General features: G+C 40.0%; 21 protein-coding genes and 2 pseudogenes. 9 read left to right on the top strand and 14 right to left on the bottom strand.

Annotated elements, in window-relative coordinates; translation table 11 throughout:
* Nucleotides 1-50: 50 nt before the first annotated feature.
* The 3 genes from FTT98_RS02140 to FTT98_RS02130 form a co-directional block, all read right to left on the bottom strand.
* Nucleotides 51-878: a cyclopropane-fatty-acyl-phospholipid synthase family protein gene (locus FTT98_RS02140; protein WP_180041364.1), complete on the bottom strand. Its 828-nt coding sequence runs from the start codon at nt 876-878 to the stop codon at nt 51-53.
* Nucleotide 879: 1 nt separating this feature from the next.
* On the bottom strand, nt 880-2,178 hold the full coding sequence (locus FTT98_RS02135) for an FAD-dependent oxidoreductase (RefSeq protein ID WP_143221600.1): 1,299 nt from the start codon (nt 2,176-2,178) through the stop codon (nt 880-882).
* 430 nt (nt 2,179-2,608) lie between these two features.
* Nucleotides 2,609-3,487, bottom strand: coding sequence for a pirin family protein (locus tag FTT98_RS02130; RefSeq protein ID WP_180025915.1), 879 nt, complete (start codon nt 3,485-3,487; stop codon nt 2,609-2,611).
* Nucleotides 3,488-3,809: 322 nt separating this feature from the next.
* On the opposite strand from FTT98_RS02130, the gene ycaC reads away from it, so the two are divergent.
* Entirely contained in the window at nt 3,810-4,442 is a 633-nt protein-coding gene (gene ycaC, locus FTT98_RS02125; protein WP_180025950.1) for an isochorismate family cysteine hydrolase YcaC, read from the top strand.
* 106 nt (nt 4,443-4,548) lie between these two features.
* The gene (locus FTT98_RS02120; RefSeq protein ID WP_168378962.1) at nt 4,549-5,472 is read left to right on the top strand and encodes a LysR substrate-binding domain-containing protein; all 924 of its coding nucleotides are present in this window, start codon (nt 4,549-4,551) and stop codon (nt 5,470-5,472) included.
* A 69-nt stretch (nt 5,473-5,541) separates the two neighbouring features.
* Here the strand turns inward: FTT98_RS02120 and ahpC are convergent, their stop codons facing one another.
* Both ahpC and FTT98_RS02110 read right to left on the bottom strand, forming a co-directional pair.
* Nucleotides 5,542-6,105 carry an alkyl hydroperoxide reductase subunit C gene (gene ahpC / locus FTT98_RS02115; protein ID WP_078190520.1) on the bottom strand — a complete coding sequence of 188 codons (564 nt, stop codon included), beginning with the start codon at nt 6,103-6,105 and terminating at the stop codon, nt 5,542-5,544.
* A 486-nt stretch (nt 6,106-6,591) separates the two neighbouring features.
* Nucleotides 6,592-7,596, bottom strand: coding sequence for a T6SS immunity protein Tli4 family protein (locus tag FTT98_RS02110; protein WP_180041365.1), 1,005 nt, complete (start codon nt 7,594-7,596; stop codon nt 6,592-6,594).
* 223 nt (nt 7,597-7,819) lie between these two features.
* On the opposite strand from FTT98_RS02110, the gene FTT98_RS02105 reads away from it, so the two are divergent.
* Together FTT98_RS02105 and FTT98_RS17960 are read left to right on the top strand one after the other, a co-directional pair.
* Nucleotides 7,820-8,233: a transposase family protein gene (locus FTT98_RS02105; protein WP_180002753.1), complete on the top strand. Its 414-nt coding sequence runs from the start codon at nt 7,820-7,822 to the stop codon at nt 8,231-8,233.
* Nucleotides 8,181-8,657, top strand: coding sequence for a transposase family protein (locus FTT98_RS17960; RefSeq protein ID WP_218946159.1), 477 nt, complete (start codon nt 8,181-8,183; stop codon nt 8,655-8,657). The genes FTT98_RS02105 and FTT98_RS17960 overlap by 53 nt, the downstream gene beginning before the upstream one ends.
* Nucleotides 8,658-8,901: 244 nt before the next feature.
* Here FTT98_RS17960 and ssb read toward each other — a convergent pair whose 3' ends face one another.
* From ssb to FTT98_RS02085, 3 genes are all read right to left on the bottom strand, one after another.
* Nucleotides 8,902-9,489, bottom strand: a complete 588-nt coding sequence (gene ssb / locus FTT98_RS02095; RefSeq protein ID WP_078190523.1) for a single-stranded DNA-binding protein — start codon at nt 9,487-9,489, stop codon at nt 8,902-8,904.
* A 51-nt stretch (nt 9,490-9,540) separates the two neighbouring features.
* Complete coding sequence (locus FTT98_RS02090; protein WP_180002751.1) at nt 9,541-10,905, bottom strand: MFS transporter; 1,365 nt, start codon at nt 10,903-10,905, stop codon at nt 9,541-9,543.
* Nucleotides 10,906-11,060: 155 nt separating this feature from the next.
* Nucleotides 11,061-12,146 carry a DUF475 domain-containing protein gene (locus FTT98_RS02085; RefSeq protein ID WP_180002749.1) on the bottom strand — a complete coding sequence of 362 codons (1,086 nt, stop codon included), beginning with the start codon at nt 12,144-12,146 and terminating at the stop codon, nt 11,061-11,063.
* Nucleotides 12,147-12,353: 207 nt separating this feature from the next.
* Between FTT98_RS02085 and tenA the strand changes: the two genes are divergently transcribed.
* A complete protein-coding gene (gene tenA / locus FTT98_RS02080) occupies nt 12,354-13,019 on the top strand; it encodes a thiaminase II (RefSeq protein WP_180041375.1) in 666 nt (221 codons plus the stop codon).
* Between the two features lie 111 nt (nt 13,020-13,130).
* Here the strand turns inward: tenA and FTT98_RS02075 are convergent, their stop codons facing one another.
* From FTT98_RS02075 to FTT98_RS02065, 3 genes are all read right to left on the bottom strand, one after another.
* A complete protein-coding gene (locus FTT98_RS02075) occupies nt 13,131-13,853 on the bottom strand; it encodes a hypothetical protein (protein WP_180010619.1) in 723 nt (240 codons plus the stop codon).
* 189 nt (nt 13,854-14,042) lie between these two features.
* The gene (locus tag FTT98_RS02070; RefSeq protein WP_180002743.1) at nt 14,043-14,381 is read right to left on the bottom strand and encodes a GlpM family protein; all 339 of its coding nucleotides are present in this window, start codon (nt 14,379-14,381) and stop codon (nt 14,043-14,045) included.
* A gap of 134 nt (nt 14,382-14,515) precedes the next feature.
* Nucleotides 14,516-14,899, bottom strand: a complete 384-nt coding sequence (locus FTT98_RS02065) for a hypothetical protein (RefSeq protein WP_180002741.1) — start codon at nt 14,897-14,899, stop codon at nt 14,516-14,518.
* A gap of 179 nt (nt 14,900-15,078) precedes the next feature.
* On the opposite strand from FTT98_RS02065, the gene uvrA reads away from it, so the two are divergent.
* The gene (uvrA, locus tag FTT98_RS02060) at nt 15,079-17,910 is read left to right on the top strand and encodes an excinuclease ABC subunit UvrA (protein WP_078193183.1); all 2,832 of its coding nucleotides are present in this window, start codon (nt 15,079-15,081) and stop codon (nt 17,908-17,910) included.
* Between the two features lie 59 nt (nt 17,911-17,969).
* Nucleotides 17,970-18,320, top strand: coding sequence for a hypothetical protein (locus tag FTT98_RS02055; RefSeq protein ID WP_180041376.1), 351 nt, complete (start codon nt 17,970-17,972; stop codon nt 18,318-18,320).
* A gap of 407 nt (nt 18,321-18,727) precedes the next feature.
* On the opposite strand, the gene blaOXA is transcribed toward FTT98_RS02055, so the two are convergent.
* Nucleotides 18,728-19,579 (bottom strand): class D beta-lactamase, encoded by an 852-nt coding sequence (gene blaOXA, locus FTT98_RS02050; RefSeq protein ID WP_373683022.1) that lies wholly within the window; start codon nt 19,577-19,579, stop codon nt 18,728-18,730.
* A gap of 202 nt (nt 19,580-19,781) precedes the next feature.
* Here blaOXA and FTT98_RS02045 point away from each other — a divergent pair, with 202 nt between their 5' ends.
* The gene (locus tag FTT98_RS02045) at nt 19,782-20,591 is read left to right on the top strand and encodes a toxin-antitoxin system YwqK family antitoxin (protein ID WP_180176936.1); all 810 of its coding nucleotides are present in this window, start codon (nt 19,782-19,784) and stop codon (nt 20,589-20,591) included.
* A gap of 59 nt (nt 20,592-20,650) precedes the next feature.
* Here the strand turns inward: FTT98_RS02045 and FTT98_RS02040 are convergent.
* A pseudogene (locus tag FTT98_RS02040) lies at nt 20,651-22,357 on the bottom strand (diguanylate cyclase).
* Nucleotides 22,358-23,082: 725 nt separating this feature from the next.
* Between FTT98_RS02040 and FTT98_RS02035 the strand changes: the two are divergent.
* A protein-coding gene (locus FTT98_RS02035) for an IS5 family transposase (protein ID WP_107010335.1) occupies nt 23,083-23,905 on the top strand; the annotation gives its coding sequence in 2 pieces (ribosomal slippage) (nt 23,083-23,463 and nt 23,465-23,905; 822 coding nt in all).
* Between the two features lie 293 nt (nt 23,906-24,198).
* On the opposite strand, the pseudogene FTT98_RS02030 reads toward FTT98_RS02035, so the two are convergent.
* Nucleotides 24,199-24,309 (bottom strand): annotated as a pseudogene (locus FTT98_RS02030) (IS701 family transposase); the annotation flags it as partial.

Here is a 24,309-nt window from a genome sequence, read left to right as displayed (position 1 = left end):
TTCTTAGCCTCGCTTTTTAGTGAGGCTTTGATGTTTTTAAAGCCTCTTTTTTATGGCTTCCTCGCGCTAATCTGCACATAACGAATCAGCCCGTCTCGATACAACTTCTCACACAATTTTGCCGTCATCTTGATTTTGAATTGATCCACATGACTCAGGCTCATCTGACTTTTTTGTTCTTGAATATAATCGGCAAAACCCTGAAATACGAATTCGCTGATATCTTCAATCTGGATATTTTCGAAACCTGCCTGTTGCACTTGGTGTTGTAAATTTTGCTTTGAATTTAAATTTTTCAAATTCACATCTGCTGCTTTCAACAGACTTTGATATTTCAATCGTTGCACTGAATTTAAATTCAAAAACGCATCGGACAACATCAAATAGTGAAAAGCAAAGCGTCCCTTTGAATTCAAAACATTAACAACTGATAAAAGCAATAAATTCAAATCACTATGATACGCAGCATCAATACACAGTACGGCATCCATACAGTTTTGTGAATAAATATTTTTTAAATTCAAAAATGAATCTTGTTGTATTTTGATTTTTGAATTTAAATTTTTTTGGATTTTTTCCACACATTCGGTTTGCAATTCGACTGCGGATAAGTTTTGAATTTGAAAATGTTCCATCCAAAAAACCAAGCTCGCGCCCTGCCCACAACCAAGGTCTAAAACACGATCTGTAGATTTTAATTGAATGGATTCGGCAAGATGGAAAGCGAGTTTTTGACAGGCTGCAGGATAGGATGATTTTGCATCATTCCAATAGCCCAAATTGCTCCAAGCAAGCTCCGCATCATCTCCGAGTAGTCGACTGTTAATCGCATATTTATGGCTAGGGATGTGCTGACGAATTGCTTGAAGCCATTTCATGTTAGTAACCGAGTTGAGGGGCAACCTCCACTTTAGGTTTTAAACCCACAAACGGCAATGGTGCACCAAAAATTTCTGCAATATGCATAGCAGACGTTACCGCAGACTCTAAAATCGGCAGACCGTCACAAGACCATGAACCACAGAAGAAGACTTTACGTTCAGGGGATAAATGTCGTTGCTGTAACTCTTTATTCAGCGCCACGGTATGTGAATCCACCACTGCACGTGTCAAACTGACCGAAGAGATCACTTTTTTAGGATCAATCGGTGTCACTGGCTGCCAGGTTTGGAACACAGGGGTTTTACCCACCAAGCTCGGCTCGATTGAGTTCAGCCACACGGTAAATTGCTGACGGGTAAATTTACGGTCCATCATATAACTTAGTACAGACCAATCTTTACGCTTCGGTGGCATCACGGTTTGATCAGTGTGAATCACCAACTGACCTTGCTCAAATTTAAATTTCTTTAAAAGCTCAATATCGTCAGCAAACTGGGTTGAATCTAAAAATTCTTCCGTTTTGGTGGTTGGTGTCGCGACTACCACACGATCGAATAGATGATGTGCTCCGGCCTCAGTTTCCACCAAGACTTTATCGTCTTGCTCGTGCACTTTGGTAATTGCCGTACCACTTTGAATATTTAAACCTTCAATCAGTTTATCAACCAACGCAGGTGTACCACCTTGGATACGCAGCAAGGCATCGCCATTGGTCAATTGACGCAAGAAAATCAACAACGGTTTCGCAGGCCATTCCCCAATCGTTTTCGGGTTACAGGTGCAAATGGTATACAACACAGGCATGACCGCACCATGCCAAAATACTTCTTCAATTTCATTTTTATTAATGAACTCGGCAAGCGTGATGTCCTGATTTTTTGATTTAAAAAATCGAGTGATCGCCGCTTTGAGTTGCAACATCCCTTTGACTAAACGCCAGCCATATTGTTGTAAGCCTTTACGGTTATTAATAATTGGGAAATTACCAATACGGCTACGACTGGTGGTCAACCACGTTTCTGTACGATCTTCAAATAGCCAACTGCATGCCATATAGGTACGGACTGGGAAAGTTTTAATCCCTAAATGGGTCGCCAAACTTAAGGTATTTTTCCAGAGGTGTGGATTCATCACACGCAAAGGGGCATCGATCAAGCCGCCTTCAAACTCAGTGCTGTGGCTATCCATACCACGACCAGGCAGAGCTTCGAAAATTGTAATGTTATGCCCTGCGTCTTTAAGAATTCTTGCGGTAGCCAGCCCAGCCATGCCACTACCGATGACTGCAATTTCCAATTTTCTTTTCCATCTATAAAACACAGTTTAAAAGTATGACTGATCAGAAGTTAAAAATAGCTATTAAAAAATACCAGATTCGCACTTTTTGTATGGATTTCAGTACAGCCGTTTTTAAGTTAAATTTACAAATATTTACAGTCAAAAAGCACACAATTTAAGCTTTGTTTTTTAAACATATTTTTCTTTAAAATTTTAATTACTCTATAAAACCAAACAATTAAATTAACCATTTTTATAACTTTCGGTTTACTTTAAAGCCAAGTCTCGCTAAGATGCGCCACATAAGAAAGTGATAAATTCATCACAATTTATAAAAAGTAAAATGATATTTAAATCATGACAACTATAAATACTACAGCGCTCAATAAAAAAGCCTCTGACTATTCAGAGGCTTTTTTTTCGGCTATTTCAACGACATGATTTTCGCTTAAGCTTCATGCGCCAGCGCAATTTCACCAAATTTTCCGTTATTGAAATCATCAAAGGCTTGAATGATTTCAGCTTTGCTATTCATCACAAATGGGCCATAACCTTGAATCGGCTCATTTAGTGGCTCACCGCTAAGTAACAGAAATTGTGTGTCCTGCAACGCTTGTAGCTGAATGGCGATATCATCTTTGGCAAACATGACCATCGAACTGTCTTGAACTTTATGGCTTTCATTCACCACAACCTCACCCTTCAAGACCACCAAAATGGTGTTATGCCCTTCAGGTACATGTAAGGTGGTTTCATATTGAGCTTTCAATTCACCATCCCAGACATTCACTGGACTAAAGGTTTGTGCAGGCCCAAGGTGACCACCCATTTCACCAGCAATCACCCGAATATGCCCTGCACCTTCATCCATGTCTATGCGAGGAATATCTTGGCGTGTGATCGCTTGATAACGAGGCTGGGTCATTTTGTCTTTTGCCGGTAAATTCACCCACAATTGAACCATTTCAAAAAGACCACCTGCTTGAGCAAATTCAGGCGAATGAAATTCTTCATGCACCAGACCCGACCCTGCGGTCATCCATTGCACATCGCCTGTTTGAATTGTGCCGCCACCACCACTTGAGTCCTTATGAGTCACTTCACCGCTGTAGGCGATAGTCACCGTTTCAAAACCACGATGTGGATGTGAACCTACACCATGCCGTGCAGTGGTGGGATCGAACTGATAAGGTGCCGCATAATCCAAAAGCAAAAATGGGCTAATCGCCTGACCTAGACGATCATAGGAAAATAAGCTTTTGACTGGAAAACCATCGCCCACCCAGTGCATTTGCTGATTACGATAAACACCAATTACTTTTTTCATTTCTTAGCTCCTATATTCATACGATAGGATGAACATAGCGCTTATTTTAAGCTTTGAAATACTTACTGACCATCTTCCAGATAGCATTCTATATCTCAAAATTAGAACAATACTCAGACATAAAATCTGCACCTCACTCAAAACCAAGCATTAATTTCGAAATTCTAAGGTTTAAGACATATACAACGATGAATTATCCCAATTTTATGATTGAGCTTCTCATTTAAACCCATTTCATTGTCTCATTTTTACAACTATTCTAAATCTAGTTAACACGCAGATTTCATCTGATCCTGCGTAGTTGCAAACAGGAAAGAGGACAATAAAATGGGGCAAACCTTACGTTCGTTTAGACAAAGATAATGCCGCGGTACTTTTAGTTGACCATCAAACAGGTCTACTTTCATTGGTTCGCGACATTGATCCAGATAAATTTAAAAATAATGTGCTCGCACTGGCTGCAGCCGCAAAATATTTTAATCTTCCAACGATTCTCACCACCAGTTTTGAACAAGGTCCAAACGGTCCATTGGTTCCAGAACTCAAAGAGATGTTCCCTGACGCACCTTATATTGCACGCCCAGGTCAAATTAATGCTTGGGACAATGAAGACTTTGTGAAAGCCGTCAAAGCAACAGGCAAAAAGCAATTAATTATTGCCGGTGTAGTGACTGAGGTTTGTGTTGCATTTCCAACCTTGTCTGCTTTAGAAGAAGACTTTGACGTCTTTGTGGTGACCGATGCTTCAGGTACATTCAACCATTTAACCCGTGACTCAGCTTGGCAACGTATGACGCAAGCGGGTGCGCAGCTTATGACGTGGTTTGGTACCGCGTGTGAATTACACCGCGACTGGCGTAATGATATTGAAGGTTTAGGTGCGCTTTTCGGCAACCATATACCGGACTACCGCAACCTAATCAACAGCTATACGCAAAATACTGAAAAGAAATAATCCTTCAGTAGTAAAAAGCGGCTTCGAGCCGCTTTTTTTATACCTGATGTATAAATTGACGTATGATGATTTGAATTGAAATAATTTTCACTGCATAAGGTGATCCATGCATTCATTTGATGATTATTACTACTTTTACTTGGTGGTGAAACATGGCGGTTTTAGCGCTGCAAGTGAAGCATCGAATATTACAAAATCAAAATTAAGCCGACGCATTTTAGATCTTGAAGCCAAATATAATGTCACCCTTATTCAGCGTTCTACCCGACACTTTAAGGTCACGACATTAGGCCAAGAATTGTATGAAGAATGCATAAAAGTAATCGAACAAGTTGAATGTGCGCATCAGGTGCTCCTGAAGCAAAAAAGTGAACTTGAAGGCTTGGTTAAAATTAGTTGTCCACCGGTCATGATGGAACATCAAATTCGCCCCTTGTTAAATCAATTTTTAAAAGATCATCCCAAAGTTCAGGTCGAACTTGAGCTGTCTAGCCGCCGTGTAGATGTCTTGCATGACGACATTGATTTAGCGATTCGTACCAATTTTAGTAAAAATGAAGACTCGAGCATTATTGTACGTGACGTGATTAAAACCGTGCATTGCTTAGTGATTAGTCCTGAACTTTTACAAGGACGCGAGTTAAAGCATATTTTCGAATTGACAGAATTTCCGAGTATCGTTTTGGGTACACAGAAAAACCGCTATCAATGGCATTTGCATCATACGGGACAGCAAGAGCAGATTGAAATTGCCTTACAACCTCGGATTAAAAGCAATGACTTAGCCGGTGCTTATTATGCGGTACTCGATGGTTTAGGCATCGCAGACTTACCGTATTTAACGGTACAAGCAGATATTGAGGCAGGTCGTTTAATTCACCTCTTCCCCGAATGGTGCTCAAATGTCGGTACGGTACAATTGGTATATGCTTCGCGAAAAGGTCAGCGCCTAGTCATGGAAAGATTAATTGACTATTTAGTCGCTGGAATTCGTGACTATGCTCCGGAGCATGATGGCTATTTAGTTTAATGTTCTAGACCACAAAAAAAAGCCAGAACTGAGTTCTGGCTTTTTTAAATCTACGGTTGGATCACTAAATTAGATTTTACCCACTAGGTCGATCGATGGTGCAAGCGTCGCTTCACCTTCTTTCCATTTTGCAGGACATACTTCACCTGGGTGTGCATGTACATATTGAGCAGCTTTTACTTTACGCATCAATTCAGAAGCATCACGACCAATACCACCTGCATTGATTTCAACGATTTGGATTTTACCTTCAGGGTCAATTACGAAAGTACCACGGTCAGCAAGACCATCCGCTTCAATTAAAACATCAAAGTTTTTCGCAAGTGTCCAAGTTGGATCGCCAACCATTGGGTATTCGATTTTCTTAATTTCTTCAGAAGAATCGTGCCAAGCTTTATGCGTGAAGTGTGTATCAGTAGATACTGAATAAATTTCTACGCCCATTTTTTTGAATTCAGCATAGTGATCTGCAAGATCGCCTAATTCTGTTGGACATACAAAAGTAAAGTCAGCAGGATAGAAAAACACCACAGACCATTTACCGTAGAAGTCTTTTTCTGAAACTTCAATAAATTGACCGTCTTGGTAAGCGGTAGCGTTAAATGGTTTTACTTCAGTATTAATTAAACTCATTTGATATTCCTCTAACTCATTTCAGGGATTGCTTATCTGTTGAAGCTAGAATACGAAATATCAAACCATAGGTAAAACCGAACTTTTTTATAAAAACTATCGGATTTTTAGATTTGTTATTTAAATCAATCTTTGCCTTTCCATCGTGCAAACCAATCAAGTTCAATGGGTGCAAGCCTTTATATCCATACAGAGGGCCTGCCAAGCAGCCTGTGTAAACTGTTGTTTATAGTGTGATGGTGGCGTTTTGACTTTATGCGATAACCATGCCCGACAATAATTTTCCGTTGCAGGGAACCATACTTTCTTAGATTCCATTGGTTCAACATTTGAGCCCATGATGCCCGGTATAAAAATAATAGGCACAACCAATTTAGGCCCAATAACGGCATTGCAAATAGTTTTATTAGTGCTTGGAGTCACAACAGACTTGAAGCAATCCCCCAGTACTATCAATAGGAGTTTTTTCAATCGTCATAATTATTCCTAGAATTTTTTTATTGTTTCAAGAATTGATTCATATATTTTTAGGGCTTCTTTTTCTGAAAGGTCTGAAGTCCGAACATTACTTCCATCGTATCCAGAATCAAACTCATACTTTACCGCTGGATCATTAATCTTCTGAGCTGTTCCTGCATGTTCCCAAGTTGCAATAATCCCATTTCTGCCTTTCATTGGAGCTTTGCTTACCCATTCCGATCCAGTGAGTTGATCACCACTAGTTTGGTTTTTTGTACCTTTTCTGATTGTTTTGAATGATGTGTACGTTAAATGAAGAATTCCATCACGTTTTAGATTGCTTTCTGTGCGAGTAATTAAATCTGGCAATTGATGAGCAACAGCATCGACTTGCATACTTGTTCTCACAGATGGCATATCGCTCATTTTGAATGCAATCGTATGTGTACTTCTTCGGAACTGTGAATCAGAATCTTTAATAAATCCATTTAAGATACAAACACCTTTCTCAGAAGGAACTGTATCGTTGTTGCGAGCACTGATATTCGCAATGATCTTGTTCATTTCATCAAAAACTAGACCTTTCTTCTCTGGCATGTATGGGATCTCAAACTTGAACAATGTATTCCGATCTAAGACCCAAAAATGAAGCTGTAAAGGAACACCTTCAATAGTTCCAGCTTTCCCTGAGAAAATACGTGCTGACTTAGACCCAAATATTTTTAATTCTGTGTCCAAAGTAATTTTAGATACTTTACTAGTAAAGTAATCTTTTAATGATGCATATTCAGCATTTAATTCAGCAACGGATGATCCAGTTTTACTCTTGATTTGGAATGAGTTGAATATATCACCACCAGCGATCTGCTCGACATTTTTAGGCAATTGGATCGTATATCTGCCAGCACAAAAACTTTTAGCGTTTTTTAAGTCAACCATTGGACTAAATACCTTAGAATTATTGTTTGCGTGGGAGTAACTAGCACTTATAAACATTGAAGTCATTAAAGCTAGTTTAACAATTGTTTTCATTGGTATTTCTCTCGAATATTAAATAATGTTAGTGTTATTAATTTCTAAACTATACGTTTAAATTATATTTATCAAAATTTGTAAAATTTAATTGATATATTGATAAAAAATTAAGTACTAAGAGAATGTAATGAATAAATATAATTTATATTAGACATCTTGCATAAATCAAAAAACGAGCACCTTTTTGATTGATATTTGTACTCTAACTTTCTTAGCATTCATGCATAATCTGCGGATGAAATACATTGATTCAAAGAAGAAGCTTTCTGAAACACAGTTTAAGCGATATACCGGCATCTCATGGTCAACCTTTTATTTAATGGTTGAGCAATTGCAGAAGCATGTTCCAGCTAAAGGCAGACCACCCAAGTTAAGTGTGGAGGATCAGGTTCTACTCTGTCTGAGCTATTGGCGGGAATACCGAACTTTATTTCACGTTGCTACGAGTTACGGGGTTTCAGAGTCAACAGCCTCAAGAATTGTACGTCATGTTGAAGATTGCCTGATTCAATCCAATCTGTTTAATTTACCGAAGAATTTGCCTGAAGGCGAAGGGATCGACTGGAATGTGGTGATCGTGGATGCCACAGAAATTCCAATTCAAAGGCCTAAAAAAACAGAAGAAAAGCTATAGTGGCAAGAAAAAGACGCATACCTTTAAAGTACAGGCCATCATTCATTATAAAACTCAGCAAATTCTGAGTTTATGCACTGATCGCGGTATGGTGCACGATTTCGAGCTATTAAAACGCAATTTAAAGCAGATTCCTTCAGGTGCTTTTATCCTTGCAGATAAAGGCTATCAGGGAATTTATGCTGTGTACCCTAATAGCCTATTGCCGTTAAAAGCCAAAAGACGCTGTAAACTGGAACCTGAACTCAAAATCTATAATCAGGCAATCAACAAAAGAAGAATCGGGATCGAGCATGTATTTGGTCGCCTGAAGACCTTTAAAATTCTTGCTGAACGTTACCGAAATAGAGGTAAAAGGCTGGGTTTGAGATTCCGTTTAATCGCAGGAATCTATAACTCGGAATTGAGTAAAAATGATTTATGAAAGAGGTCTATTTTTTAACAGTAATTTGTATTTTATTATCAGGCTGCACTACTTGGAACTAATGGGGCACTGGTAAAAGTCACAAATATTGTCATGTAGTTACTGATAATCAAATAAAACTTTTGAACTGTAAAATAATAAAAAAGTTTACAGAATTATTTCTAATATCTGTAAACTTTCTTTTAACTTACTATATATAAAGAATAATTTTATAAACTTTACAAAAATATATCTCTAGTGTGTCTCAAAACGGTAAGTCATCATCTAAATCTGCTGCTGCAGGAGCCGGTGTCGGTGCAGGCTGTTGTTTTGGCGCAAAACCACCTGGGTTGTTGTTGCCATAGCTATTGCCTTGAGCCGGTTGGTTATTGCCATAACCGCCTTGGTTTGAGTTATTACCGTAGCCACCTTGGTTTTGGTTATTGTTATAACCACCTTGTTGGTTATTAAAACGAGGCTGACCAAAATCACCGCCTTGACCTTGTTCGCCTTGTTGGCGATTATTGTCAAGCATTTGCATTTGTTCACCACGAATTTCAGTCGTGTAACGCTCTTGACCGCCTTGATCTGTCCACTGACGAGTACGTAATGAACCTTCAATATAAACTTTAGAACCTTTGCGCAAATATTGCTGTGCAATTTCACCTAAGCGGTTATGTAACACAATACGGTGCCATTCTGTTTGCTCTTTACGTTCACCTGTATTTTTATCTGTCCATGAATCACTCGTTGCAATTGAGAACTGAGTGAGAGAACCACCATTTGGGAAAGTTTTTGTTTCAGGGTCACGACCCAAAGTACCAACTAAAATAACCTTATTTACACCACGCATCAGACGTATTCTTCCTATTTGTTTCTATTATTTACTTTATAAGAGTTATGGTTAAATGGCTACCTCTTTCCCTAACAAGTGCGTTAAATGTTGTCGCGCAGATTCATCCATCTGCTGCTTATCCACTTTTACATAAGCCACTTGCTGGTCAGACATCACCACAACTTCTTCAATACCACGAATTGCTAAAAGCTGAGAAGTCCATTCATCCGTTTCTTTATCTTCAGGCAAACTGAAAACCATAGACGATAAATAACGCGGCTGAGCCAACCCAAAACTAATGATCAACCATAAAATGGCTAGCCCTGTCAGGATGCCCCATCCCATTGCCGTATCATTTAGCAACAAAAGTTGCCCGCCAATCATACCACCAAAAAATGCCCCCAGAAACTGACTGCTGGCGTTCACGCCCATGGCTGTCGCTTTAGACTGAATTGGAGCCGCTTTCGATAACCATGACGGTAATAATGCTTCCATCACATTAAATGCAATAAAGAATAATCCTAAGCCAGTAAGCAGAATATATTTAGATTCGAAACCAAAAATTAAGATGCCCAATCCTAGAATAATGCCACCAATGGCGGTCAAGAAAATGCCACGCATTTTGCGATATTTTTCCGCCAGAATAATGCTCGGAAAGGCAAAAAACAGGCTCACGACCAAAAGCGGCAAATATACCAGACCATGCGAATGCAAGGGAATATTGGCGAAGTCAATCAACTGAGATGGCACATAAATAAACATCGCTGTGAGTAGTAAATGCAATGCAAAGACTGAAACGTGCAACCGATTTAGATCAGGCATTTTCAGCACTTGCTTCAATTGCGTCAGATAACCTTGTTGGAAATTTCGGTGATGACGCGTCACTTTCGGCACCAACAGCAACATCGCAATCGCAGCAAGTCCCATGATGGTGGTCACCCAAAATAAACCCGAGATACCGACTAAACCTGTGAGCCAAGGTCCAAGGCTAAATGCCACCACAAAGGACAGACCGATACTCATCCCCATCATCGCCATGGCTTTAGTGCGCTGTTCTTCACGTGTGACATCGGCTAACAAAGCCATCACTACCGCAGACACAGCGCCACCACCGGCTATCGCACGCCCGATAATTACGCCATAGATACTATCGGACATTGCTGCAATTGCACCGCCTAAAGCAAACAACAGCAGCCCAATGACCACCAACGGTTTACGGCTATAACGGTCTGCAATCAGACTAAACGGGATCTGTAATATCGCTTGGGTCAACCCATAGACACCAACCGCCAAACCAATGAGTGCCGGTGTTGCCCCTGCATATTGCTGACCTGCCACAGAGAAAACAGGAATAATCATGAACAGCCCCAGCATACGTAAGGCGAAAATACTACTCAAAGCAAAAGTTGAGCGTCGTTCAAGAGCATTCATCATAGCTGGTTAAAAATTCATTAATCTTGGAATGGGATTATAGGACATTCAGCTTAAAGCGAAGCAGGATTTTTATTGATTTTAAATATCCTGATGATTGGACAAATAAAAAGCGCAGCTGATGCTGCGCTTTTTGGGAGATTTGAGGCAAGTTTAAATTAGCCTAGACTTTCTTGGCGCTTTTTATATTGAATTGAGGCAATCACCGCCCAAACAATAAATGCCACACCAATCAGACCCGTTACCACTTCAGGGACATGCAGACCTGTGCCACTCGCCAACATAATGAAGGCCAAAGCACCAATCGCATAATGCGCACCATGTTCAAGGAAGATATAAGCATCTAAGGTGCCTTTATCCACCAAGTATATGGTCATCGAACGCACGAACATAGCACCAATAGCAAGACCGAGCATAATGATTACCACATCAGAGGTAATCGCAAATGCACCAATCACACCATCAAAACTGAATGAGGCATCGAGTACTTCAAGGTAAAGGAAACCACCAAAACCTGCTTTGATCACGCCTGTCGGTACGCCATTTGCGTCATGTCCAACCGCATTACCGTTTTCATCAACTTCAGGTTCACCACCCAATAAATGACTCAGTACTTGGACACCGATATACACCACGATCCCCCAGATACCCGCCATCACTACCGCTAGACGAGAGACTTCGGCCACGTTTGCTGCCATTACCAATAACGCAATTAGGGCAATAAACACGGACATCGCAGGAACGTTTGCAAGATTGGCCAAACGGCGCTCTAACCAACGGAACCAATGGGTATCTTTCCCTTCATCTAAGAAGAAGTTCAGGAACACCAATAATAAGAAAGCACCACCAAAGGCCGCAATTTCTGCATGATGTGCCATCAATTTAGCTGAATACTGAATTGGATCATTCAACGCCATTTGAACCACTTCCATTGCACCCATGTCTGCAGTTACAGCCACGATCACAATTGGGAAAATCAAACGCATACCAAAGACAGCAATCACGATCCCGACGGTTAAGAAAATCATTTTCCAAAAATGATCCCAACCACGGAGTACAGATGCATTGACGACGGCATTGTCAAAAGACAAAGACACTTCCATCACAGCTAAAATGGCAGTAATGGTCAGTGCTGTCAGCATGGCTTGCACGCCCGCATTTGGGCCATGATTCAGACCCCAATATGCAGAAATAGCAAGACACACGATCGTAAAGACGATTGAGAAACCAAAATGTTTCATCATGATAGATCGACCTATTCATTCAATAAGATTTCAAAATGAGGGAATACCCAGTTTGAAGCTAAGTTTATGGCGCAATTATGCCGCTTTTCAGAATTGAAACCAAAAATTATTCGTTACATTTTGAATAAACACTCTAAGATGAAGGCTCTCAATTACATCGCATCATGGTGTAGACCCGTCTTTCATTTTTAACGACAGGAATGTTCAATGCGTTTTTCTGAAGAAGTTTGGCAACGTAATACCGCGTTATATCAGCAGATTCTCCATCTACCGTTTAATCAGGAATTGGCTCAGGGCAGTTTAAGCCGCGATGCCTTTTGCCACTATGTCATTCAGGATGCCCATTATTTATTGGCTTATGGTCGTGCGCTTGCGGTGTGTGCAGCCAAGGCATTTGATGCCGACGATGTGATTCAGTTTTCTGAAGCGGCAAAAATTGCCATCGTGGTGGAACGCAGTCTGCACAATGACTTTATGCAAGGTTTCAACATTAGCAAAGAACAGTTTGAAAATACTCCACTGACCCTTGCCTGTCATCATTACACTTCGTTTCTAACAGCGACAGCATGGTCAGAAAGTTACCCTGTGGTCCTTGCCTCACTCCTGCCTTGCTTTTGGATCTATGCTGAAGTCGGCAAAGCCATTGTCAGCCAATCTGTACCGAATAACCCTTACCAAGCATGGATCGACACCTACTCAGGTGACGACTTCAATACCGCTGTACAAAACGTGATTCAAACTATTGATCGAGTGGCGGCTCGCTGTGATGCAGATACACGTGAAAAAATGCATGCGGCTTACACGAACGGCGCAAAATTAGAATGGATGTTCTGGGACAGCGCGTATCAACAGCGGACATGGCCTGTAGAATAAACCTTTGATTTAAACTGTATAAAAAATTAAGGATCTAAAATTGCTTTTAGATCCTTTTTTAATATGGTTAGATTCGGTTTTTAGAATGACCATGCACGATCATTTCAGGCATTAGCGTTTAAAACGATACCATCCGAGAAAAATCCCCATCGCGATAATCACCAAAAAAATCGCAAAACGTGCTTCACGCAACTCACTGCGTGCTGCTTTGCGTTCCTGCATCTCTTCTGAATGAAATTGTGATTTGACCATCGGATCTAGTTGAGCAATAGCCAATAAATCTTTGGGCTTTTCACCTTTGCCTAAAATGAAATAAAGCCCTTTGACTTGCATTTCATTCAGTTTTCCCAGTTCAATATTCAGTTGAGTAGCTTGTGCATTATAGTCAGGCACCCAATCTTCTACGCGGGCATATACATGGGCACGACTGGTATCAAAGAGTGATGCATCCAGCACTTTCTTGCCAGTTTGATCTTCCAGTTGTTCACTCAAATCTGAGAATTGGGACAGTACATAGTCTTTTTTCTGTGCCAACTGTACACCATCAAAAGCATACTCTTGTATTTTTTGTGCAGGATTATTTTTCAACAATAAACCTTGCGGAACGACTTTAAAGTCCAGAACAGTATTGTCAGGGACTTGGTTGGTTTGCAGTACCATATAGACCACAGACCATAGCTGTTCATTTTGCCCGACCGCAGGCACGCTCACGCTATAACGCTGCTCGGCTACCGGGTCAATAAACTGTTCAAACGCGAGGATTTGACTGTCTTCAGCCCACAGGATTTGACTTGAAAACATGAGGCAGATGATCACCCAAAATTGTTTTAACATTATTTGCTCTTATCATGATTATTTTCTGTTCTGGCAGAATTATAATTAATTATTCAAATACTTACATTTTAAATCACACATTTAGTGATTGGAAATTCATCATAATTTAATACAAATCTATTGTTTTATAAATGATCTAGAACCGATAAAAAGTTAATCTGAAACAGCATCGATATAGGCTTTTGATGCTTACTGAAAACTCTGCCATGCATAAATCAAAACAGCCGCAGCAAGCACCCAACTCAAAGTTGCTACACTCAAACATGCCGTTAAGCTCAAACGTGTTGCGAGCAGGTACACCATCAATAAATAAATGAAATATGGGATGAGAGACCAGAGTCCAAACAGCGCAGTTTTTTGTAATGCGGCTGCACCCTGATCATTTGCCACAATGACATGAGCAATCAACGCAAAAGTCGGAAACAATGGAACCAAACCTGCAATATAAAACACCTTACTTTTAGACAGCAAAGCAATTAATACCACAACAAAGGCACCCATTAAGCTTTTGAGAAATAAGGACAACATGGCATTCTATGGTTTCGATAAAACTGCATTTTACGCCTTTTCTGCGATAGTCCTGAGATTTTCTAATGCATTTTTATGCGCATAGCACAGGAGATTTAAACGATGAACTTAAAACAGTCATAGTGCCGTGATCTTTATGCACCTTTACACCATAGGCTAGATGTAAAGCGCGCTTTTTGTTGCTCAGCCATTTGCTTAAACTGCGCTTGAACTTTTAAATCTTCAGCACTCATCAAATGTTGATTGTTTTCAACAATTGCCAAAACCAAATCAAACTGTTGAGGAATTTTTTCGCAAGCCAGATGCTTTTTTTCAGCTTCTGTTTTGGCTTGACCTAATTTTGCAATATACAGATCAATTTTTTCACTTTCGGTATTCAGCGCCAAAGTTGCTTGTTCTAAGCTGTCATAATTTTGCGCTTTCGGGGTTTGGTTCGGGGTACATGCACTCAAAAACACACTACACATCAATAAACCCATCACACCTAATGTTGGATTGAGATGAAGTTGCCATTTCATGTTAAAAGTCCTAGATTGCTGATTTGCGGATGTTTTAGGGCATCGGCACAGACAGCTATATTTTGATTCGGCCATTTTTCTCACAAAGTCACGCATAAATCTAGGTTTAAATTACACTTGAACATTTTTCATGCGCTATCATATATAGGTTTTTCGATGAATATTTTAGGACCCCTTGCATGAGCCAAAGCCATATCCGTATTCGAGGCGCACGTACCCATAACTTAAAAAATGTGTCACTCGATATTCCACGCGACAAGTTTGTGGTCATTACGGGTCTTTCTGGTTCAGGGAAGTCCTCTTTGGCTTTTGATACCTTGTATGCTGAAGGTCAACGTCGCTATGTTGAGTCCTTATCTGCCTATGCACGCCAATTCCTTTCGCAAATGGAAAAGCCCGAAGTTGACTCGATTGAAGGCTTGAGTCCTGCGATTGCCATCGAACAAAAATCAACGAGCCACAACCCACGCTCAACAGTGGGAACAATCACCGAAATTTACGACTATTTACGTCTACTCTATGCCCGTGTCGGCACGCCGTATTGTCCTGAACATGACCTCCCGATGGTGGCTCAGACTGTGTCTGAAATGGTCGATACCGTCAAAGGTCTAGAAGAAGGCACGGCGCTTATGTTGCTTGCCCCTGTGGTCCGTGACCGTAAGGGTGAATACACCAACTTATTTGAACAATTACAAGGTCAAGGTTTTGTCCGTGCGCGTGTCGACGGTGAAGTCATTGATATTGATACTCCGCCTGAACTCGACAAAAAGAAAAAGCACACCATCGAAGTCGTTGTTGACCGTTTTAAAGTTCGTGATGACCTCGGTAACCGTATTGCAGAAAGCTTTGAAACTGCACTACGTATGGGTGGCGATATTGCCATTTTGTCGTGGATGAAAGGCGAACAAGAAGATCGCGTATTTTCTGCGAAACACTCTTGCCCTGAATGTGAACGTGCCGTTGGTGAACTTGAACCACGGCTATTTTCCTTCAACAATCCATTCGGTGCATGCCCTGTTTGTGATGGTTTAGGCACACGCAGCCATTTTAGTGCTGACAAATTGATTCCCAATAATGAAGTTTCGATTAGCCAAGGGGCAATCCGTGGTTGGGACCGTCAACGTCCGTATTACTACAGCATGATCCAAAAAGTTGCCGATCATTTTGGTTATTCTCTAGACACACCGTGGAATGAACTCGATGCCGACACCAAAAAGAAATTTCTATATGGGACAGGTAAAGAAAAAGTTGACCTCAGTTATATCGATGAACGTGGTCGTTCGCACAAGCGCGTGCAAGCCTTTGAAGGGATTTTACCGCACCTAGAGCGTCGTTACCGTGAAACCGAATCAAACTACGTGCGTGAAGATTTGGCACAGTATTTATCCAATGCTGCATGTGATGCTTGCGGTGGCTCACGTCTCAATGAAATTTCACGTCATGTTCGAGTTAAAGATAAAACCATCGCGCAAATCACCAAGATGTCGATTGGCGATGCTGAAAGCTATTATCAAGACCTCAACTTAAGCGGTGCCAAAGGCGAAATTGCTGACAAGATTTTCAAAGAGATTCGTGAACGTTTGCACTTCCTAGTCTCTGTCGGTTTGAACTATTTAAGTTTATCGCGTTCGGCAGAAACACTGTCGGGTGGTGAAGCTCAGCGTATTCGTTTGGCTTCGCAAATTGGCGCGGGCCTGATGGGCGTAATGTACGTGCTGGATGAACCCTCTATTGGTTTGCATCAGCGTGATAATGACCGCCTATTGGAAACCCTAGTACGTTTGCGTGACTTAGGTAATACCGTATTAGTTGTAGAACATGATGAAGATGCGATCCGTGCCGCCGACCATATTATTGATATTGGCCCCGGTGCAGGTGTGCATGGCGGTCATGTGATCGCCGAAGGGACGTATGATGAAATTTTGGCAAATCCAGATTCATTAACTGGTCAATATCTATCAGGAAAGCTCAGTATTGATGTGCCGAAAACACGCACACAACCGCCAAAACCTGAAGAGCAAATTAAGTTAATGGGCGCTGCGGGTCATAACCTGAAAAATGTCGATTTGACTATTCCTTTAGGTGTGATGACCTGTGTGACAGGTGTATCAGGTTCAGGTAAATCGACGCTGATTAACCGGACATTATTGCCGCTTGCAGCGACTCAATTGAATGGTGCAACCACATTAACGGCTGAGAAATTTGATTCGATTGATGGCTTACAGTTCCTCGATAAAGTCGTTGATATTGACCAAAGCCCAATCGGTCGTACACCACGTTCAAACCCTGCAACATATACCGGTTTGTTTACCCCTATTCGTGAACTGTTTGCGCAAACCCCTGAAGCCAAAGCACGTGGCTATGCTGCAGGTCGATTCTCGTTTAACGTGAAAGGCGGTCGCTGTGAGGCCTGTGAAGGCGACGGTATGATTAAGGTTGCAATGCACTTCTTACCTGATATGTATGTGCCTTGTGATGCCTGCCACGGCAAGCGCTATAACCGCGAAACGTTAGAAGTTGGCTATAAAGGTCGTAACATTTCTGATGTCTTAGAAATGACGGTTGAAGATGCGATGCATTTCTTCGATGCCATTCCTGTGATCCACCGTCGTTTGGAAACCTTGAACCAAGTGGGCTTGGGCTATATCCGTTTGGGTCAGTCTGCAACCACACTTTCAGGTGGTGAAGCGCAGCGTGTGAAATTGGCTCGTGAGTTGGCAAAACGTGATACAGGTAAAACCTTGTACGTGCTTGATGAACCGACAACAGGTCTACACTTCCATGATATTGCTAAATTGCTCGACATCCTGCATGAGCTACGTAATAAGGGTAATACCATCGTGGTGATTGAGCATAACTTGGATGTGATTAAAACTGCCGATTGGATTGTGGATTTAGGTCCTGAAGGTGGTGCTGGCGGCGGTATGATTATTGCCGAAGGTACGCCAGAGCAAGTGGCTAAGAATAAAGTGTCGCATACAGCGAAGTTCTTAAAGCCGATGTTGAAATAAGATTCACTTTCCTTTAAGTGCATGATAAAACGGTGATTCATTCACCGTTTTATATTTATATGACTTTATTAGAGATAATTGATACAGCCGTAAAAATTGGTTTGGGAGCACTGATAACTGGCGTAATTACCTACTTAAATCAAAAGGCAAATATTTCAGCATCAGTAGCAAAAGATAACCTTCTATATAATCGTAATTTATTGACCAATATTTCCAAAGATCTCGAGGAAATAAATCATCTCGTTTTAAAAATTTGGGCAATTTTTGAATTTGAAACAAAACAATCTCAACTAGCTCTTAATGAGATTTCAGACAGACTTAAACCTCTAAGACACGCACTTTTTAATGACTTTAATTTGCTTAGCAAAAATGAAGGTTTAATTCTTTTACATGGATATATTGAACAATAAGAAAAGCTAAGAATTTATGGCGAATTACTCGGAAAATTTAACGCTTATACACTTTGTAAAAATGGAGCTATCAATGTTGAAACAACTGCTCAATATAGAGTTGAAATTTTAGAAGCTAGAAAATCACTTTATACGAGCTTAAACAAAGCCATTTCTAAATAAATTCTTGTACTTCACTACATTCAATCACATGACGGCGACATGGATGTCGCCTGTTTGACTGGGGCAGCACGGATGTACCCTCAGTCAAACAAAAGCATTTTGCTTACTTCTGTGCTTTCAAAAATAGGAATCTCCCACGTAATGGAAACTCAAACCCAATCTACAGTGAAGACATGCAAATTCAAAATTCAAAATTCAAAATTCAAAATTCAAAATTCAAAATTCAAAATTCAAAATTCAAAAAATTAACGTAAATAATGAAATACACCTAACTTATCTAACACATCCAACGTCAACTGCTTACGCTCCGCCACATCATCCCCTGCTGCCATCTGCATATTCAAACTAAACGCTGTAATCTTGCCATGACCATCATCTACCCAACCGGTATACCACCCAACTTGCGGCTCTACATCCATACCCCAACCACTCTTGGCATATAACTTCGCATCCCCACGGCTTTCAATATAAAGCATGTCTTTGACTTGCTTTTGTACCGCGACATCAAACGGTAATTTCTCTGTCGCAAGCTGATACGCAAATTTGACTTCTTGTTCAGGCGTAATCTTTAAGGGCCCTACCAACCAAAAATTATCCACCTGTTTGCCAATATTGGCATTGCCAAAACCGACCCGTTTGACTTCTTGTTGCATTAACGCCAAACCTATTCGCCTTGCCAGTTCCTGATATACAGGAACTGCAGATGCTTGCATGGCTTCACCCAAAGTCAGGTCTTTTTCCCATGACGGAAAAGCACGTTTTTCACCTTTCCATTTAAAAACTTCAGTGGTTGTCGCCTTCTGATGCTGCAAACCAATTAAAGCATTTAACATTTTAAAGGTAGATGCAGGAATGTATGCTGTCTGGGCGCGCTGTAAGTCATTGCCATAATGGCTCAAACGCTGACCATCAAATGTGACAAATACCGCCTGTGTCTGTGCTTGATTAAATAGACACGGAATTTCACTCACCCGTGAATTTTCTAAATTGGCTTGAGTGGTTTGTTTTAAGTGTTGAGATGAATCCAACATGCCTTCGTTTGTTGTACATGCTGTCAAACTGAGGACAGTCATCAAAGATAGATATATTTTTTTCATTGCACTATTTTTATGGTGTTTAAAGTCCATAGTATAAGATGAAGTTCAAACCTGAATTGTGTACTTTTCAACAGTCTTGTATCTGTTGCAAACTCAACGTATCGACTATTTATTTTTAAATAAAACATCCTTATGATGACGCCTATCGTGGACTCAACAACGAATAATTTTTAACTTTTTAAAATATAAAAGCATACTAACAATGAATAAATTTATCTTAAGTTTCAGCCTCTTATTATGTCCAATATATAGCTTTGCCGATGGCTATCTAAACGAATACATGGTGCTGTTTGTCTCACAAGAAGACCCCGGTCTTAGCCCATGGAAAGATAAGCCGCAGTGTAAAGCCCTCAGTACCCCGACTTCACACAAAGGGATCTATGAAAATCAATATGTCTATGCCAATGGCAATGCCCTAACCACCATCTTTCTGAGCAACAGCAAAATTAAAAACGGTGAATGTGAACATTTAATTCACTTTCCAGATGGTATTCAAGGCTCAGGCGTATTTGAAAGTTTCTTCCCCAACGGCAAACCCCGTAGCCGCATTGCTTATAAAAATGGGGAGTACGAGGGCAAACTTGAGTTTTGGTTTGCCAATGGGATAAAAGAGCAAGAAAGTAGCATCATCAATGGCGAGTCGCAGGGGGATTACAAAATTTGGCATCCGAATGGGCAACTGGCTTTTTCTCAAAATTATAAAAATGGTATCGAAAATGGCCTGCGCCAACGCTGGTACAGTAATGGTAAACCGTGGACCTATGCCAATTTTCAAAACAATAAATTGATTGGCGAGCTGAAAATGTGGTTTGAAAACGGCAAACTAGAACGCCAAGGTTATTATCGTAATGGCGTTCGTCATAACAGTTATAAAATTTGGTATAACAATGGGCAACCTGAAGCGGTGCTTCAGTACGATTTGGGCAAAATTACCCAAGCCCAGTGTTGGAATGTAGATGGTAGTCAAATGAACCAACAAGCCTGCAATAAATTATATAAAGATGAAGATTAATTGATTTTTCTAGCTAACTTTATGAATCTGCCAAGATATTTATGAATATCAAGCTGCGTTTAGACTGAAACACGATCACGCCCCGCAGCTTTGGCTTTAAATAATGCTTGGTCTGCGCGCTCTAATAAATCGATCCAGCTTTTGGCACCCACTGCAACACCAATACTCACCGTTACGATGAGATCTGTATCGTCTTCTACCAAATTGAAATTCACATGCTGAATATCATGCCGTATGGTTTCGGCAATGTGCTGAGCTTTGAGCATATCAATCCCCTCGATCAGGACTAAAAATTCATCTCCACCATATCGCACCACCAAGTCGGATGAACGAATATGTTGGCGTAATTGATTGGCAACATGTTGAATCACCAAATCACCGACAATATGCCCATAGCGGTCATTCACCTGTTTAAAGTGATCAATATCAATCACGATCAGTGCTGTATGTAAAAAACCTGAACTTTGGCTGTCGCGAAATTTAATATATTCATCTAAGGCAAAACGATTGGCGACATTGGTGAGTGAGTCAGTATTGGCAATATGTTTAAGCTGAAATTCAAAGGCATCACGCTGTTCCAGCATGTTTTCAATATGCTAAATGGCATCAAATAAACTGAGATAACCTGCTTTGGCAGGTTCAATCACGCCTTGATCCATTTGTCGGTGCCGAGCCAGTTTAAATAACTGATTACGAGCACGAATTAAAGGTTCAAACACCCATTTCTTGGCATAGAACATCGTTAATAATGCAGTCAGTAATGACACGAGCGAGACAAAAAGCGTAAAGATCAATTTATTTCGCGCTTCACGTCGTTCGTCCGCAGCCACTTTGAGACTGTAATCTAAAATATAGCTTTGCAATTCCACCACTGTGACAAATTTATCGACCATCGCATCAGTGAGCTGAGTGCCATCCATATGATAACGCTGATGTTGAAGACTTTTTTGCGCCAGACCGTCGATAATCGGTAAACCTTTATCTAAAAATTCCGTCCGTACTGCATGATGTAACTGTTTAAACTCGGGTGTTTTGTCATGTTCGGACTGCACGACATTAATCAACTCCCACAAATAGCGTGTTTGACGCTGGGTTTGTAAAGAGCGCGCTAAATTTTGTTCAGGAATTTCCTGTTGAAACGATACTGCAGCCATAATATTGGACGCGACTCGTCCTGCCTGATCACGTAATTCTGCCAATAATAAAATCAGCGTGTAATAATTCGATACACGGGTATCTTTACCATGTGAATGATTGACCAATTTCTGCAAGGCAATATAGCTTTGATCCCAAGCTTGGAACATCGCCAAGATGGCATGATCTAATTTTTTAGCTTCACGCTGTTGTAGAGGCAGCGCAATATATTGATCGACCGTTTTGCGACCCTGCAACAAATACGGATATAAATTGGACTCTAACTGTTGGGCAATCGGTGCAAAGCCCTCTTCTTTTAAAACCTTCAGTGTGTCTTGATATTGCTGATCGACGCCCTGACGATATTCAGCCAACTCAATAATTTTTTGCTCGCGCTGCTCACCTTGACTCGACATTGCGCTGTTGGCTGGTACACGTTCACGAGAAATTTGGTTGGTTAAATCTGCCACCATTTTTAGCATCTGAATTTCTTTAAGCGCTTGAGCATTTTTGAGGTAGTTTTGATAACTGCTCACAATCAGTGGAACACTAATAAATACGATAGACAAGACGATTACTAGCATCGCAAGTTGCAAGCGCTTACTAATATGCTCTGTTCGTAATGTTTCCATCTATTTTATGCCCCACACTTGTTGCATACCCCAACTCACTTATCAACTAAACGCGGGAATATTTAAATTAATGATCAATAATTTATTAATTTATTAATTTATTAATTTATAAAATGAACATTTATACAGCTAAATTCTATACAAATGTGTTGAATCTGTCACATTTTTATCATTTTAAAACGAGATAATTCGCTAAAAAAACAGCAACATATTTGAAAGGAATAAATTTTTTTATGAACTTGCTTAAATAAATATTTACAATTGCAATAAATTGGTGCAGAATGCACCGTATTAGGGCACACTAAATTTCTTCCTCAGCAGAATATTTTAGTTTCCCGAAAATTTTGGCTAAAAAATCCTGATTTTCCATGAAAATCAGGATTTTTTTTGTCTGGACCTACTGAACTCGATGATAAATTCAATAATATATGCACCATAAAAGGGCATTTATTTTTATTCCATCTCCGTTTTATCTATAATCTTTGCGGTAAAGTTCCATTTTTAGACAAAAAAAAAGCCCAACCTTGGGGAAAGCTGGGCGAATAAAAAACAAATGATGGAGAATCAGGGTCAAAGTCACACTTTTAAACTGTGTGACGACTCGATTGGCAAATTATGAATCAAATAAAACCTGATGTAAAGCCAAGTATTTCACAAGGATATTAAATTTATCACTAAGATATTAGATCTCTTGCGAAAGTAAAAACCACATCAATCTAAGTTTCATGAGATATCAGAACTTAAACCGTTTTTCAGATTCTGAATTTAAACGCTTGGTTGGCGTACCTCGACCAGTTTTTACCGAAATGGTAGAGGTTTTAGAAAAAGCAGAATCACTCAAAAAGAAATCAGGTCGTCCTCATACTTTAGCTATAGAGGATCAGTTGTTATTAACGCTCAATTACTTACGCAATTACAGTACTCAACTGGAATTGGCGGCACACTACCATATCGCTGAAAGTAATGTGAATCGAACCATTAAAAAGGTTGAAGATGCATTGATGAAATCAAGATGTTTTACTCTGCCAAAACGAAGCATTACCACAGCAGACGAACACTTTAACTGGGTCATTATCGATGCGACAGAATGTTCAATAGAACGCCCGAAAAAAAAATCAGAGTAAGTTCTACAGTGGTAAAAAGAAGAAACATACGCTAAAAGCACAAGTGATCTATCATCCGAAGAGCAAACAAATCATAGGGCTAGATATATCGAATGGCAGTCAGCATGACATTAAACTGGCAAGAAAAACGGTTAAGAAATTCAAACATTGTGAATATGTTATGACCGATTTAGGGTACTACGGATTAGAGCAAGATGGCTTTAAATTATTGATGCCAATAAAGAAAAAGAAGAATATACCCTTATTTGATGTTGAGAAAAAGTACAATAAAATGATTGGAAAAATACGAGTTGTGATCGAACACATCAATAGTCAATTGAAGACATTTAGAATATTAAGTGAACGCTATCGAAATAGACGGAAAAGATTCGGTTTACGCATTAACTTAATCGCTGCACTGGTAAACCGGATAAATTTTCAATAATGACTTTCGCAAGAGATCTATTCATTTAAGTGAATTAGACCTCAGATTTAAAACAAAAACGTCCATTTACTATGCAAATAAACAGTTTTTGCCCAACAATTCGGCAGTCAAAGCCGCAATTTATCGCTTCAAATGCGTGAAAAGCGTTAGAATTTGCCCTTCGTATTAAATGTTATTTTAAATAAAAATAAATACATTGATTGTTATTTCAGATTGAAAAGTTGTGTATTTTTTCAAGTGTATTTTTTTAATTAAGAATTTAATCAAACTTACTTAATAGGACTTACGCACTATTATTTAAAGATTCTCTGTGGTAGCAGATGATTTTTATCGAGAATAAAGTCATCAATGAAGCTTTTGATAATTGGTCTAAATAATTTCTTCTGCCAACGATATACATTTTC

Source organism: Acinetobacter sp. YH12039 (assembly GCF_013420015.1).
GTDB classification, from domain to species: domain Bacteria; phylum Pseudomonadota; class Gammaproteobacteria; order Pseudomonadales; family Moraxellaceae; genus Acinetobacter; species Acinetobacter amyesii.
The sequence above is the reverse complement of the archived record's forward strand: the minus strand, read 5'-3'. Positions and strand labels throughout refer to the sequence as shown.